This is a genomic window from Burkholderia sp. BCC0506 (genome assembly GCF_902833145.1).
Classification (GTDB): domain Bacteria; phylum Pseudomonadota; class Gammaproteobacteria; order Burkholderiales; family Burkholderiaceae; genus Burkholderia.
The window spans coordinates 1-13655 of the sequence record NZ_CADFEN010000010.1; the positions used below are offsets into that span (position 1 = coordinate 1).

The 13655-nt window shown below is 69.0% G+C and carries 16 protein-coding genes; 7 read left to right on the forward strand and 9 right to left on the reverse strand.

Going from position 1 to position 13655, the window contains the following annotated elements; translation table 11 throughout:
- Nucleotides 1–105: transposase (locus HWX62_RS22390; protein WP_175720428.1), on the forward strand; the 105-nt coding region annotated here is incomplete at its 5' end.
- Between the two features lie 165 nt (nt 106–270).
- Here HWX62_RS22390 and HWX62_RS22395 read toward each other — a convergent pair.
- The 3 genes from HWX62_RS22395 to HWX62_RS22405 form a co-directional block, all read right to left on the reverse strand.
- Nucleotides 271–1035, reverse strand: a complete 765-nt coding sequence (locus tag HWX62_RS22395) for a hypothetical protein (RefSeq protein WP_175932513.1) — start codon at nt 1033–1035, stop codon at nt 271–273.
- 50 nt (nt 1036–1085) lie between these two features.
- On the reverse strand, nt 1086–1694 hold the full coding sequence (locus HWX62_RS22400; protein ID WP_175932514.1) for an acyl-homoserine-lactone synthase: 609 nt from the start codon (nt 1692–1694) through the stop codon (nt 1086–1088).
- Nucleotides 1695–1904: 210 nt separating this feature from the next.
- Entirely contained in the window at nt 1905–2348 is a 444-nt protein-coding gene (locus tag HWX62_RS22405) for a DUF4902 domain-containing protein (RefSeq protein WP_175932515.1), read from the reverse strand.
- 73 nt (nt 2349–2421) lie between these two features.
- Here HWX62_RS22405 and HWX62_RS22410 point away from each other — a divergent pair, with 73 nt between their 5' ends.
- A complete protein-coding gene (locus tag HWX62_RS22410; protein WP_175932516.1) occupies nt 2422–3141 on the forward strand; it encodes an autoinducer binding domain-containing protein in 720 nt (239 codons plus the stop codon).
- 47 nt (nt 3142–3188) lie between these two features.
- On the opposite strand, the gene HWX62_RS22415 is transcribed toward HWX62_RS22410, so the two are convergent.
- The 6 genes from HWX62_RS22415 to HWX62_RS22440 form a co-directional block, all read right to left on the reverse strand.
- The gene (locus HWX62_RS22415; RefSeq protein WP_006483946.1) at nt 3189–3896 is read right to left on the reverse strand and encodes an MgtC/SapB family protein; all 708 of its coding nucleotides are present in this window, start codon (nt 3894–3896) and stop codon (nt 3189–3191) included.
- A 300-nt stretch (nt 3897–4196) separates the two neighbouring features.
- Nucleotides 4197–5741 (reverse strand): TolC family protein, encoded by a 1545-nt coding sequence (locus HWX62_RS22420; RefSeq protein ID WP_175932517.1) that lies wholly within the window; start codon nt 5739–5741, stop codon nt 4197–4199.
- The gene (locus HWX62_RS22425) at nt 5728–7773 is read right to left on the reverse strand and encodes an FUSC family protein (protein WP_175932518.1); all 2046 of its coding nucleotides are present in this window, start codon (nt 7771–7773) and stop codon (nt 5728–5730) included. The genes HWX62_RS22420 and HWX62_RS22425 overlap by 14 nt, the downstream gene beginning before the upstream one ends.
- Nucleotides 7754–8803, reverse strand: a complete 1050-nt coding sequence (mdtN, locus tag HWX62_RS22430; RefSeq protein WP_175932519.1) for a multidrug transporter subunit MdtN — start codon at nt 8801–8803, stop codon at nt 7754–7756. The genes HWX62_RS22425 and mdtN overlap by 20 nt, the downstream gene beginning before the upstream one ends.
- Entirely contained in the window at nt 8800–9093 is a 294-nt protein-coding gene (locus tag HWX62_RS22435; RefSeq protein WP_175932520.1) for a hypothetical protein, read from the reverse strand. The genes mdtN and HWX62_RS22435 overlap by 4 nt, the downstream gene beginning before the upstream one ends.
- A gap of 235 nt (nt 9094–9328) precedes the next feature.
- The gene (locus tag HWX62_RS22440; RefSeq protein WP_175932521.1) at nt 9329–9535 is read right to left on the reverse strand and encodes a hypothetical protein; all 207 of its coding nucleotides are present in this window, start codon (nt 9533–9535) and stop codon (nt 9329–9331) included.
- A gap of 220 nt (nt 9536–9755) precedes the next feature.
- On the opposite strand from HWX62_RS22440, the gene HWX62_RS22445 reads away from it, so the two are divergent.
- The 5 genes from HWX62_RS22445 (at nt 9756) to HWX62_RS22465 (ending at nt 13548) form a co-directional block, all read left to right on the forward strand.
- Entirely contained in the window at nt 9756–10901 is a 1146-nt protein-coding gene (locus HWX62_RS22445) for a metallophosphoesterase (RefSeq protein WP_175932522.1), read from the forward strand.
- Between the two features lie 120 nt (nt 10902–11021).
- Nucleotides 11022–11660, forward strand: coding sequence for an alpha-ketoglutarate-dependent dioxygenase AlkB (locus tag HWX62_RS22450; RefSeq protein ID WP_244136080.1), 639 nt, complete (start codon nt 11022–11024; stop codon nt 11658–11660).
- Between the two features lie 304 nt (nt 11661–11964).
- Nucleotides 11965–12171 carry a hypothetical protein gene (locus tag HWX62_RS22455; RefSeq protein ID WP_034180396.1) on the forward strand — a complete coding sequence of 69 codons (207 nt, stop codon included), beginning with the start codon at nt 11965–11967 and terminating at the stop codon, nt 12169–12171.
- Between the two features lie 299 nt (nt 12172–12470).
- A complete protein-coding gene (gspI, locus tag HWX62_RS22460) occupies nt 12471–12902 on the forward strand; it encodes a type II secretion system minor pseudopilin GspI (protein ID WP_175932523.1) in 432 nt (143 codons plus the stop codon).
- A complete protein-coding gene (locus tag HWX62_RS22465) occupies nt 12886–13548 on the forward strand; it encodes a prepilin-type N-terminal cleavage/methylation domain-containing protein (RefSeq protein ID WP_175932524.1) in 663 nt (220 codons plus the stop codon). The genes gspI and HWX62_RS22465 overlap by 17 nt, the downstream gene beginning before the upstream one ends.
- Nucleotides 13549–13655: the final 107 nt, after the last annotated feature.

The following is a 13655-nucleotide window of genomic DNA, read 5'->3' on the forward strand; positions in this document are numbered from 1 at the left end:
ATCAACAACACCATCAAGGTCATCAAGCGTCGAGCTTACGGGTACCGCGACGACGAATACTTCTTCCTCAAGATTCGCGCCGCGTTCCCCGGTAATCCTCGATGAACCATAAAAAAGCCCGCTGCTTGAGCGGGCTGAATCCATGTTTGGAGACATGGAGGAGACAGACGTAAATTTAAGGGAAAACCCGGACGTTTGCAAACCCTCGTTGCATTCGCACAACTTGCCGCCGCGCAGCCCGACTTGTGTCGGCGCGCAGCCTGGCCCCATTCACATGCCGCTCGCCCGTGCATGCGCCGCAAACGCGCCGAACCGCCCGTGCGCAACCGGCAGCGCATATTTGCTGCGCATCTCCGTTTCGATCCACGCACATGCCTCGCGCGCGCAATCGGTCAATGCGTGCCGCGTCGCATGCCCGTCGATGTCGTAGACGAAACGCACGCCGACCTCGTCATCGTCGACCTGTCGTTCGAGCTGATTGAGCTGCAGTTGCGGCCCGTGCTGTTGCGACAGCGCACGCAATTCGTCGAAGTGATATTCGAGCCAGTCTGCGAAGAACAGCGCGTCGCTGTGGCAGGGCAGGCGGAAAGCCGCGCTGCGCGACGGACGCGCCGCGGTTTCGGCAGCCGCCGCATGCGGTTCGCCGTCGGCGGCGACGGGCAGAGCGACCGGCGCGAGCGGGTGTTGAAGCTCGCGGTACGGTTCGCGATCGCGCAGCGCATGCCACAGCAATTCGTCGCCGGCGGCGCCGGACGGCTGCATCGTCAGGTCGTGGCGGCCGTCATCGGCCGGCGCGATGTCGCGGATCACGAGGCGCAGCGAGCACAGCGGCTCGTCCGCGACCAGCAGGGTTGCCGGGCGCGGCAGCCCGCACACGAGCGGGGCGGCGCCGGCAGCACGAAACACCAGCCCGCGACGGTCGAGCCGCACGAGCGGCAGCGGCCTGGGAAACGACGGGTAGGCGACCGCGATGCGGGCGCCGCCGGCGCTCGTCAATCCGGGCATCATCGCGCGAAAGACCTGAGACTGATCCACGTTGGTTCTCCTTCGTTACGATGCCGCCCGGACGGAATGCGCGTTCCGGCTCAGGCGGCGATAGCTTGCCGGGTAGCCTGCCCCGGCTCGATTCCTAGTGCGGCAAACGTTTGCGGATCGATGTCGATCCAGCACGCGACGACCAGACGTCCGTCCACCTGCTTCGGCGGGCCTGCGCGGTGCGCGTGTATGCCGATCCGGCGGAACAGCCGCTCCATGCTCGCGAACGTCACGCCGATCAGCTGCCGCGCGCCGAGCTGTGCCGCGCATTCGACGACGGCCGCGAGCATCGGCCGCACGGCCCACTCCGCGTTGCCGGGGCCGCCTTCGTCGTCGGTCGCCGCGAATCGGGACAACTCCCAGACGGCGGCCGATTGCGGCAGCGGCATGTCCTCGGCGACCAGGTCGGCGAATAGCGACTGCAGCAGATACGGGCGCGTCGTCGGCAGCAGGCGCGCACATCCGCACATGTCGCCGTCGGCGTTTCGCGCGAACACGTAGACCGTGTCGTCGCGATCGAACTGGTCGCGCTCGAAACTTTCGTTCGCCGACGGGAGCGCCCAACCGAGCTGTTCGACGAACACGCGGCGCCGGTAGCGCCCGAGATCCGCCGCAAGTTCGTGTGGCAACCGCCCTTCCTCGTGAACGAAGGTCTGCATGGATGTCCTCGGATCTGTGCTTTTCTATGCGTGCATTACAGCGCGCGGCACGAGGACCCTGTAACTGGTAACTCTTACAGGGTGGCGGCGTAAAGACGCCATTCGGGACGTGGTAACGGTTTCTTGATCGGCGGGATTGAAAACCGGGCCGCTTTTGCTTATAAAGAGCGCCAGTCCTGCAAAATCGTCAGAGGAATGCGGGGGCGATTGTCACTGGAGCGTGGGGCCGGCATGATTGGCGTCGTTGCGCCCGAGCAGGGCCGACGCGACGGCGGCAGGCCAGTCGATGGCGGCGAGCCGCGCGGTGAGCGCGGCGGCCGTGCGGAACATGCCGATGTCGGCGCCCTTGGCGTCGACGGCCATCACGTTGCTGCGGACGTCGCCGCCCGCGATCACGAACGTGCCTGTCGTGCGTTCGAGGTACCAGTCCCAGCCGACCGTCACGTAGGCGACGCCGGCACCGGCCGTGCGATGCCATTCGGTATAGCCGGCGAGGCGGGCGTCGATCGCGTGGTCGCGCAATTCGGCCAGCAGCGCGGGGTCGAGGCCGCTCGCGACATGGTCGAGCACGAGTGCGGCCAGTGCGCCTTCTGACAGGCGTACGTAGCCGTCCGGGGACGGGCCGGGGACAGGGTGCAGCAAGGGTGAAGTCATGCGCGGAATGTATCAGCCCCGAACGGGTGCTGAAACCTGACAAGTATGACAGCGTGACGTTGTCGGAGAACGAATGGAACTGCGCTGGCAGGATGCCTACCAACAATTCAGTGCCGCGGAAGACGAGCAGCAGCTCTTCCAGCGGATCGCCGCCTATTCCAGGCGGCTCGGATTCGAATACTGCTGTTACGGCATTCGCGTACCGCTGCCCGTATCGAAGCCGGCGGTCGCCATCTTCGATACCTATCCGGACGGCTGGATGGCGCACTACCAGGCGCAGAACTATATCGAGATCGATTCGACGGTTCGCGACGGCGCGCTCAGCACCAACATGATCGTCTGGCCGGACGTCGACCGGATCGAGCCGTGCCCGCTGTGGCAGGACGCGCGGGATTTCGGGCTGTCGGTGGGCGTCGCGCAATCGAGCTGGGCGGCGCGCGGCGCGTTCGGCCTGTTGAGCATCGCCCGTCATGCCGACCGGCTGACGCCGGCCGAGATCAACATGCTGACGCTGCAGACGAACTGGCTCGCGAACCTGTCGCATTCGCTGATGAGCCGTTTCATGGTGCCGAAGCTGGCGCCCGCGGCGGGCGTCACGCTGACCGCGCGCGAGCGCGAGGTGCTGTGCTGGACGGCCGAGGGCAAGACCGCGTGCGAAATCGGCCAGATCCTCAGCATCTCGGAGCGGACGGTCAACTTTCACGTGAACAACATCCTCGAGAAGCTCGGCGCGACCAACAAGGTGCAGGCGGTCGTCAAGGCGATCTCGGCCGGGCTCATCGAAACACCCTGACGCGACGTGGCGCGACGGCGCCGCCGGAGACGGCGGCCGCCACGTGCTCACTCCATCATCGGCTCCGCTTCCTTCGCGGTCCAGCTCACGCTGGAAATGCTTTTCTCCATGCTCATCCGGCTCGCGATCTGCTCGAGCTTCTGTTGATCCTTCGGATGCAGCTTCAACGTCGCGGTGACCTTCAGCCGGTCCGGCTGGTCGGGCACGTCTTCGCTCGTGAGGCTCTGGAACGACAGCGGCTTCGCATACATCGCGTTCGACAGCAGCGTGCGGATGTGGACTTCGTCGGCAGCGAGGCAGATCACGGTGATCTGGTATTCGCGCACGAGATCGGCGTTCGAGACGGGTGTTGCGTTGATCGCCTGGCTGACGCCGCGCAACACCGTATTGGTGAGCAGCACGACACCCGTGCCGGCGAGCGCGGGCACGTAGTGGCCGGAGCCGGCCAGTACGCCGACGGCGGCCGAGCACCACAGCGTCGCGGCCGTGTTGATGCCCTGGATCGAGCCCTTGTCGCGCATGATCACGCCGCCGCCGAGAAAGCCGACGCCCGACACGACGTACGCGGCGATCTGCGTGACGCCCGCGACGCCGTTGCCGGTCAGCACGCCGAGCGTAACGAACAGGCATGCGCCGCTCGCGACGAGCGTGATGGTGCGCAGGCCGGCCGTGCGCTGGCGCATCTGGCGCTCGAGGCCGATGGCGACGCCGCAGGCGAACGCGGTGAAAAGACGGAGTGCGAAATCGAAAGTCATGGTTGTCCTGCCGTGCAAGAAGCGCATGCCGGCGCGCGTCGCCGCGGCGCAAGGCCGAAGGCGACGCGGCGATAGCCGTCGTCGCGCGGTACTGTACCGCGCGATTGCGTCATTCAATGTGAAACGGATGGCGTGCGGCTCGCGGAACGCGAGCCGAGGCAGGAGAACTGCGGCAGGCAGGCGTTCAGGCGGCAAGCGGCGCACGCAACGGAGTGCTGCAACTGTCCACGATGGTTCCTGAAGGAAGAATGGGCGGCATTCTAGTGGGCGGCGCGCGCCCGCGTCAACCGCCTGGCGGCGCTACTGCGTCGAGCCGATCGTGCCCGTCGCGAGCGCGAGCGCGGCGGCAGCCGACAAGGCGCCGGCGTAGCTGTCGACCTCCGCGTTGCGCGCCGCGAGCAACTGGCTTTGCGCGATCGTCGCATCGGTGACGGAGCCGACGCCGTTCCGGTACGCGGTCAGCGCCGCGTCGTAGCTCGTTTGCGCGGCATCGACGAGCGCCTTCGCGGCGTCGTGCGACGCGAGGCTCGTCTGCACCGCGTTCTGCGCGGCGACGACCTGGCGTACCGCTTCCTCCTTGGTCCGCGTGAGGCGCGCGGATGCGCTTTCCGCGTCGTTGCGCGCCTGCATCAGCACGGCCGAACGCAGGCCGCCGTCGTACAGCGGGATCGTCACGCCGAGGAACACGCCGCCGCCGTAGCGGCTGCCGTTCAGGTTGACGGTCGGCGCCTGGTCGCCGATCGCGGGCAGCGCGGAGATGGACGTGCCGCCGTTCGCGTACGACGTCGACGCGGACAGGAAGATCTTCGGCATGAACGCGGCTTGCGCCGCCTTGATCTTCGCGCGATTGGCCTTTTCGACCGCGAACGCACCCTGCAGGTCGGGCCGGCGCGCGATCGCGTCGGACACGATCGCGTCGACGGACGAACCGAGCGCGGCCGGCAGCGGCCGCTTCGGCAGCGCGGCGATCGTCGGCTTCGACAGCGGCGAGATGCCGAGCGCGGAGACGAGCGCGAGGTAGCTGTCGCTCTCGGCACCGTTCGCCTGCACGAGTGCGAGGTTCGCCTGCGCGCGGTTCTGCGTCGCCTGCGCGAGCTCGACGACCGTGCCGACGCCGTGCTCGAGCCGCGCGCGGGACGCCGCGAGGATCGCATCCGCGTTCGCGAGGCCCTGTTGCGCGCTGAGCGCGCGCGAACGGGCGGCCTCGTAGCGGTAGTACGAGACCGTCACGTCGTGGATCACCTGCTGGTGCACGGCCGTGAACGCGACGTTCGACGCGATCGACGCCTGTTCGGCCGCCTCGACGCGCGCCGCGCGGCCGCCGAAATCGAACAGCAGCCATTGCAGCGACAGCGCCGAAATCGTGCCGTGCACGGTGGTGTTGCTCGACGCATCGCCGAGGATCGTCGACGTCGAGCCGTGGTTCGCCTGATATGCGCCCATTGCGGTCGCCGACAGGCGCGGCAGGTAGGCAGCCTTGGCGAGGCCGACCGCGAGCGCCGCGTTGCGCGCGTCGTTCCATGCGATGCGGGTCAGCGGATTGGCCGATTCGGCGAGATCGATCAGCTCGGGCAGCGTGTACGCATGCGAGGCATCGAGCGCGGCCGGCGCCGGAACCGACGCGAGCGCCGGCGATGCGGGCAGCGTGTAGTCGTGCGCACCTTGCGCGGATGCGCGCGGGGGGGCCGCCACGATGTCGCCCGCGGCCGAGGTTTGCGGCTGCCACGGGCGGTCGGACGCCTCCGGCGCCAGATCGATCGACGACGTCGCGCAGCCGGCCAGCGCGACGGCGGTCGCGAGCGCGGCGGCGGCGATCGACGCGGCCGGCGGTTCAGGTAGGCGCATGAGGGGCAGGCTCCTTCGGTGTGGCTTGACGGGCGGCGTCGGCGAGATGTGCGAGCCGCGTGTCGATCAGGTTCAGCAGCGCGTCGCGCGCGGGGTCGATGGGGGCGGCGCCCGACGGTGGCGCGGGGGCATTCGTGCGGGGCGCAATTTCGTCGTCGCCGGGTTCGGTCACGCGCGCGAGTTGCGCGCCGATCGCCGGGTCGCCGGGCCTGCGTTCGGCGAGCAGGAACAGCGGGCCTTCGAGCGCGGCGAGTTCCGCGAGCGCGCGCCGTCGGGCGGCGAGCCACGCCGCGGCCGGCCGCACCCACGACGGTTCGTAATGGATCAGGCCGAGCTCCTGCGAGATCGCGCCGTGGCGGGCGAACGCCTCGGCGGCCAGCGTGCGCCGTTCGGCCGGCTGCGCGATCTGTGCCACGCGCCGCCACTGGTCGAGCAGCGCCGCGAGCGCCGTGTCGATCTGCTTGCCGATGCTGACCGGCCAGATGCGCGTGAACACGAGATACACGACCACGTTGCCGAGCAGGATGCCGATCGTGCGATCGCGCGCGAGCGTCAGGTCGAAGCCGGGCCCCGCGCCCTGGATCACGCACAGGAAGAACGCGAACGCGACCTGGAAACCCGCATACGCGATGCGCGGCGATCCGAATGCGATCCACGCGGACAGCCACGCGCCGGCGAAGACGAGCGCCATCAGTTCGCCGATCGACGACAGCGACGGGACGACGAACACGAGCGCGGCCGTGCCGATCAGCGCGCCGACGATGCAGCCGGCGATGCGCAGCGTGAGTTTCTCGACCGTCTCGGCCGTCGAGCCGAGCGACACCATGTAGCAGGTGATGAAGCAGGTATGGATGCCCGACCAGTCGAGCTGCGAGTACAGCAGGTAGCAGAACATCGCGGCTGCCGTCGTCTTCAGCGCATAGCGGATGTGGTCGGGATTGGTGCGCGCGTCGGGCAGGAAGAAACCGCCGCGCGGGGCGGGTGGTGCGGCGGGTTCGGCCGGGTTGTCGGCAGCGGGCGTGTCGGCGGTATCGGCCGATGCGGCCGGCGGGTCGATTGCGGGCGGTTCCGCGAACTGCGTGATCGCGGTGTGCAGGTCGGTCGCGACGACGCGTGCGAGCGGCGGCAGCGTATCGACGGCCGGCAGCGCGAGCGTTACGTCGACCGGATAGCCGCCCCGTTCGAGGATCGCGGCCATTTCGTCGAGCGTCGTCGCGATCGGCGTGGCGAATGCGTCGGGCAGCCGCGCCTGCGGTTCGCGATCCGCGAGCGCGACCGCGACCAGCAGCGCGGTGCTCGACGCGACGGCCTGTCGCAACGCGACGACGTCGGTGCCGGACGACGAGCCTTCGAGCTTCGACAGCTTCAGCCACGTGAGCAGTTGCTTGTCGCCTTCGCGCAGGCTGGCGTCGAACGCGGCGCGCGCGCCGTCGTCGCCGCGCAGCCGCCGCGCGGCGTGCCGCAGCCGCTTCGCGAGCTGCGCGTGCGCGAGCTTGCGCGGCGACGGCGCGATCAACAGGTTGACGACGATCGCGACGCCGACCGGGATCGCGACCATCAACCACGAATAGAGCAGCGCGCGCGTCGCGGCTTCGCCGACCGGCGCCAGGCCGAGCTCGTCGAGCCCGAAGCCGACGATCATCGCGAGGATCGCGCCGACCGGGCGCAGCTTGCTGGCGGACGTCAGGTAGAGCAGGCCGACGGACAGCACGACCATGCACGCGACACGCAGCACCGAATACTCGATGCTGAAGATCGCGACGCCGATCACGAGCGCGATCACGATCGTCACGAGCAACAGCATCGCGACCGCGAGCACGACGCTCGTCACGCGATCGGCGCGGTTCAGGAAGAACACGACATACGCGGAAATCGCGGCTTCCGGCGTGCCGTAGCCGCTCGTCACGAGCACGACGAGCGCACAGATCAGCGCGACGCGCACGGCCATGGCCGCGCGCCCCGGAAACGGCGCGAGCAGCCGCAGGACTTCGCGCGGGCCCGGCGAGCGGACCTCAGCGGCAGGCCGAGCCATGCCGGACCTCGACGATCGCGCTCGCGCCGACACGCACGAGCTTGCCGTCGGGTTCGTCGAGCTTCACGCGCACCGGGAAGCGCTGCGCGACGTGCACCCAGTTCACCGAGCGCTGCACGATCGGCAGCGAGCGCGGCAGGTTGATGCGGTCGCTGTCCGCGATGCCGGCGCCGATGCCGACGACCTTGCCCGTCATCGGGCGGCTGCGGTCGATCATCGAATAGACGGTCGCGCAGTCGCCGACCGCGATGCGGTTCAGCGACGTTTCGCGGAAATTGCCCACCGCGAACCATTCGCTCGCGTCGATCAGCGTGAAGATCGACTGGTTCGGCGCGAGGGTTTCGCCGGGGAGCACGCTCAGGCCCGTCACGAGCCCGTCGTGCGGCGCGCGTACGACCGTGTCGTCGAGCGCATGCTGCGCGCGGGCGAGCGCGGCTTCGCGCGCATGCAGCGTCGCGATCGCGTCGGCGTCGTCGCCGATCGTCTGCGCGGACGCGCGCTGCTGTTCCTGCGCCTGCGCGAGCGACACGGCCGCGTCGCGCTGGCGCACCTTCGCCTGGTCGAACTGCTGTGCGCTGACGTAGCCCTGCGCGGCGAGCGGCGCGAGCCGGTTCACGTCGCGCGTCGCGAGATCGTGGTTCTGCGTCGCGCGCTTGACCTGCTCGGCGGCGACGGACGCATTCGAGCGCTCGCCGATCAGCGAACGGCGGCGCGTGTCGAGCGACGCGCGCGCGAGTTCGAGATCGGCCTGCGCCTGCGCGACGGTCAGCCGGTACGGCACGGGATCGATCACGTACAGCAGGTCGCCTTTCGCGACGCGCTGGTTTTCATGCACCGCGAGCTGCACGATGCGACCGCCGACCGGCGATGCGACGTGCACGACGTCCGCGTCGATCGACGCGTCGTCGGTGGACGGGTAGGCCGTCGTGCGGTGGTACGCGTACGCGAGCGCCGCGATGCCGAGCGCAACGATCGCGAGCGCGATCACGCGGCCTTTGACCGAAGGGCGGGCGATGCCGGCGGCCTTCATGCGAACGGCCCCGTGCCGGTGAGCCACACGATCACCGCGACCACGAGCCCGATCGCGGTGCAGACAGCGAGCGGGTAGGGCACCGTCGCGGTCCAGCCGGTCGCGACGAACACGCGGTGCGCGACGATCGCGCCGACGATGCCCACGATCGCGCTGACGAGCCACAGCGGAAAGTACGCGCCGAACAGCACGTAGGACGGCGCGCCGCGCGATGCGCAACCCGCGAGCGGCAGGGCGGGCGCCAGGCCGGCAGCGACGCGCAGGGGCGCGCGCGGCGTTGTTGTTCTCATGGTGTGACGAGCTCGACGTTGAGGGTGGATGCCGGGCGCGGCGCAATGCGGATCGTCGCGACCGGCCGGGCCGCGACGACGATTCCGGGATACGGAGCCGATCATAAATCAGCGCGATGCGGATCGCCAGCGATCCGCACGCGTTCACGGCATGGCCGCGGCTGGCCATGGCCGGACCGTCGCGATTCTGCCAGCCCATGCTCGCGTAGGGTTGCTAACGGACTGTCAAGGATCGTCAGATCAGATCGCGCGGAGGCATTTGCCATGCCGACGCAGTGTCAATCGGCGTGCAAACCGCCGATTGATACGCGGACGCAGGCGAATGCGTGAGGCAGGCCGGCCGCGCCTCTTCAGCGAGCAGGTCGACGAGAGCGCACGCGAAGCGCGGCAACGCATCGAGCCCGGCAACGCGGATCTGGCGGTTCGCTTCCGCGACATCCATGAAAGTTCGAGGTCGACGAGATCGACGCGCATGGACGTGGCAGCGGGAGAGTGGCCGATTGTCGCGCGAAGCCGCACGACGCTGAACGGTCGGCCGCGACCGGTCGCCGCGACCGGGATCTGTGTACCATCGTGCGTATGGCGCGACGCGCGGCACCGGGCATCACGGCCCGGTGCGACGCGCGTCGCGGAGGCGGTCGTGCAACGAAGGTGAACGTTCCATGCGAAGTTTCTTTGTCCGGTTCATTGCAATCGGCGTGCTGTTCCATCTGTACGTCGGGATGCGGATCATTCCCGATGCGTTCGCGTCGCCGCTCGCGCGCACGATCGCGGCGCTCGTGCTGGCGAGTTTCGTCGTGCTGATCCCGGTCGGCATGTTCTCGCGCCGCTTCGACGAAGGTTGGGCGGCGACGCTGGTCGGCTGGGCCGGCGCGCTCGCGATGGGTTTCTTCTCGTCGCTGCTGGTGCTGACGTTCCTGCGCGACATCGTGTTGCTCGGCGTGCTCGCGTGGCGGCATCTCGGGCATGACGGCGCATGGAGCGGCGCCGCGCCCGACACGGCGCTCGGCGTACTGGCGGCCGCGGTGCTCGTGACTGCGATCGGGTTCGTCGGCGCGCGCCGCACGGCAGCGGTCAAGCGCGTGTCGATTCCGGTCGTCGGGCTGCCGGCCGCGCTCGACGGGCTGACGATCGTGCAACTGTCCGACATCCACGTCGGGCCGACGATCAAGCGGCCCTACATCGAACGGATCGTGCGTGCGGTCAATGCGCTCGATGCCGACCTGGTGGTCGTGACGGGCGACGTGGTGGACGGTTCGGTCAAGCGGCTGCGCGAACACACGGCGCCGCTCGGCCAGATGCGCTCGCGGCACGGTACCTTCCTCGTGACGGGCAACCACGAGTACTACGCGGGTGCGCATGCGTGGATCGACGAATTTCGTCGTATCGGGCTGACGGTACTGCTCAACGAGCACGTGCTGATCGAGCGCGGCGGCGCACGCGCGGTGCTCGCGGGCGTCACCGACTTCACGGCGGGCGGCTTCGATCCCGCGCATCGCAGCGACCCCGCGCAGGCGCTGGCCGGTGCGCCGCGCGACATCGGCACGAAGATCCTGCTCGCGCACCAGCCGCGCAGCGCGGAAGCGGCGAACCGCGCGGGCTTTACCGTGCAGCTGTCCGGGCATACGCACGGCGGCCAGTTCCTGCCGTGGCCGCCGTTCGTGCGGCTGCAGCAGCCCGTGATCGGCGGGCTGAGCCGCTTCGGCGACATGTGGCTGTATACGAGCCGCGGCACCGGCTACTGGGGCCCGCCGAACCGCTTCGGCGTACCGTCCGAAATCACGCTGATCCGGTTGACGCGCGGCTAGCGGATGGCCGGGGGGCGGTCGTTCCGCGATACGAACGCGTATCGCCGTGCACGACGGCTGGCGCGCAGCGGCGAATGACAGCGCATGGCGGCGCGCGGCGCCGTTGGCTAGTATGCAGACATGTCTCGTTCGCTCCGTTCCGTGCCCGTTCCCGCCGACATGTCGACACCCGATCTCTTCGCCGATACGCCCGCGCCCGACGTGGCCTGGTACCCGGACTGGCTTGCGCCAGCCGACGCCGATCGTGCGCTCGCCGCGCTGATCGACGAGGTCGCATGGCGGCAGGACACGATCCGCACGCCGCGCGGACGCATTCCGTTGCCGCGGCTCACCGCGTGGCAGGGCGAGCCCGATGCCGTGTACGTGTACTCGGGGATCCGCAACGTGCCGCAGCCATGGACGCCGGCCGTGCTCGGGCTCAAGCGCGCGGTCGAGGCGACATGCGGCGTGCGTTTCAACAGCGTGCTGCTCAATCGCTATCGCAACGGGCTGGACAGCCTCGGCTGGCATGCGGACAACGAATCCGAACTCGGCGATGCGCCGGTGATCGCGTCGGTGAGCCTCGGCGCGATGCGCGTGTTCGACCTTCGCCACCGCGCGACCGGCGTCACGCACGCGTACCGCCTCGTGCATGGCAGTCTGCTGGTGATGCGCGGACGCACGCAGGCCGAATGGCAGCACCGCGTGCCGAAGGCGCCCGGCGTGCAGGGCGAACGCGTCAACCTGACGTTCCGGCGCGTGTCGATGGCGGCCGAATAGATCGCGCCCCGTTTCTCCGGTTCACGAAAGGCCGTTGCAGGCAATTGGCCGCGCATGCGGCACGTTGCCGCACGAACGCGTTGCCGCGTGGCGCGACGGGGCGCGGAGGGCCGTCCCGCAAGGTTTTCGGGCAGATTTGATCGACCGCCCGGTTCCGATAGGTGAGTGAAACCTCTGATGGTGCGTCGCAACAATTATTGACTAGACTGTGGAATGGCAGAAACGCGTCGGCAGACCGGCGCGACCCTTTCGACATGCCTCCGTGCGTTGCCGACGCAGCGCGCAAGGGGCAGGAGCAAAACGCGTGACCGTACTCGACCCTTCCTTCGAACCCTCGCTGCACGTCTTCGAGCAAGACGGCGGATGGCAATGGGCGCTGACGGTGAAGCGGGCGACCGGCGTCGGCGTGAAAGTCGTGGCGTTCAGCCGCGAAGGCTTTCGCGGCGAAGCCGAGGCATACGCCGCCGGCCAGCTTGCCCGCGCCGAATATGACGCCGCCGTGACGGCCTGACGCCGTCGCGGCGATCCCGCCCGAGGATCGTCTTTCTCCGTGCCCGCCGGTGCAGGGCGGTGCTTTTCCGATCGTTTTCCGTTTTGGTTCCCCGTGCGCCGCGACGCGCGACGTGGCAGGCGATGTACCGGCACGCCTGTCCGCCGGTGCGCGCCGCGCCAAATGGTCCGTACCATTCGACACGTGCGTGCCACACGTCGCGCTTAACGTCCGAGCACGGTGTCCGTCGCGCCGGCGATGCGGCCTGCGCCGCGGTTCGCGCGCCGGACGCCGACTCATCGACACGAATGATGCAGGTCATGTGCGACGACAGAACCGACCATTACCGCCATGCGCGCGGCGGACCGCGCACGGCGCGGGCGCCGGAACGGGGATTCACGTTGATCGAGGTGCTGATCGCGCTGGCGATCGTGGCCGTGGCGCTGGGCGCGGTGATGCGCGCGATCGGCGCGCTCGCGTCGGACACCGACATGGCGCGCATGCGCCTGCTCGCGTTGTGGAGCGCCGACAACGCGCTCGGCGAGATCCGTATCGCGTCGAGCTGGCCGTCCGTCGGTACGAACACGTTCGCGTGCCCGCAGGGCCGCTACCGGTTCGTGTGTCGCCAGTCGGTGGCCGCGCTGCCGAGCCCGCTCGTGCGACGCGTGACGGTGAGCGTCTATCCGTCGACGTCGAGCCGCAACGTGCTCGCCGAAGTCGTCACGGTGATCCAGGATGAAGCGCGCCGCTGAACCGCGCGCGATGGCGCGCGCGCGCGGCTTCACGCTGATCGAGATGCTGGTCGCGATCGCGCTGCTCGCCGTGATCGCGCTGCTGTCGTGGCGCGGCCTCGACGCGACGATTCGCGGGCGCGACGATATCGCGTCGAATCTGGCGCAAACGCGTCTGCTCGGCCGCTATTTCTCCCAGTTGCAGTTCGACCTGACCAACCTCGTGACGGCCGACGAGGTGTTCGGGCCGCCGCTGCGCGTCCGGCCGAACGAACTCGTGATGGTGCGCCATCTCGGCGTCGGGAGCGGGCCGACGCAGATGCAGGTCGTGCGCTACCAGCTCAAGGGGCGCGAGCTCGTGCGCAGCGCGTCGCAGCCGCTCGCGTCGCTGGCCGACGTGGAGGACGCGCTGCAGCACATGGACGCATTCGCGCGCGTGGTGGTCAGCAACGATGCGCGGACGATGCAGCTCGCGGTGTGGATTCCGCCGGATGGATGGACGACGAGCCAGACCGCGATCGAGCAGAGCTACGCGCGGTTTCTCGCGCAGCACGGTGTCAGCAACATCACGTCGCTCGGCATGCCGCTGCCGCGCGGCGTGCGCTTCGCGGTCACGATGGGCGCGCCGGCAGTGGAATACGTGCGGACGATCCCGATCGGCCAGTGACGGCCGTGCGGGCTGCGCCCGGCCGGCAATGCGGTCTGTCCCCCGGACAAAATGGTCCGTAACTTTCGTCATACATCTGTTATTGCCCGTCCGTTAGTCTCGTGACG

Coding starts and splice junctions, on each gene's coding strand:
- HWX62_RS22400 (WP_175932514.1), bottom strand. CDS start 1,694: ATGCAGACCTTCGTTCACGAGGAAGGGCGGTTGCCACACGAACTTGCG.
- HWX62_RS22420 (WP_175932517.1), bottom strand. CDS start 5,741: ATGCGCCTACCTGAACCGCCGGCCGCGTCGATCGCCGCCGCCGCGCTC.
- HWX62_RS22440 (WP_175932521.1), bottom strand. CDS start 9,535: ATGGATGTCGCGGAAGCGAACCGCCAGATCCGCGTTGCCGGGCTCGAT.
- HWX62_RS22425 (WP_175932518.1), bottom strand. CDS start 7,773: ATGGCTCGGCCTGCCGCTGAGGTCCGCTCGCCGGGCCCGCGCGAAGTC.
- HWX62_RS22410 (WP_175932516.1), top strand. CDS start 2,422: ATGGAACTGCGCTGGCAGGATGCCTACCAACAATTCAGTGCCGCGGAA.
- HWX62_RS22465 (WP_175932524.1), top strand. CDS start 12,886: ATGAAGCGCGCCGCTGAACCGCGCGCGATGGCGCGCGCGCGCGGCTTC.
- gspI (WP_175932523.1), top strand. CDS start 12,471: ATGTGCGACGACAGAACCGACCATTACCGCCATGCGCGCGGCGGACCG.
- HWX62_RS22415 (WP_006483946.1), bottom strand. CDS start 3,896: ATGACTTTCGATTTCGCACTCCGTCTTTTCACCGCGTTCGCCTGCGGC.
- HWX62_RS22450 (WP_244136080.1), top strand. CDS start 11,022: ATGTCTCGTTCGCTCCGTTCCGTGCCCGTTCCCGCCGACATGTCGACA.
- HWX62_RS22405 (WP_175932515.1), bottom strand. CDS start 2,348: ATGACTTCACCCTTGCTGCACCCTGTCCCCGGCCCGTCCCCGGACGGC.
- HWX62_RS22435 (WP_175932520.1), bottom strand. CDS start 9,093: ATGAGAACAACAACGCCGCGCGCGCCCCTGCGCGTCGCTGCCGGCCTG.
- mdtN (WP_175932519.1), bottom strand. CDS start 8,803: ATGAAGGCCGCCGGCATCGCCCGCCCTTCGGTCAAAGGCCGCGTGATC.
- HWX62_RS22445 (WP_175932522.1), top strand. CDS start 9,756: ATGCGAAGTTTCTTTGTCCGGTTCATTGCAATCGGCGTGCTGTTCCAT.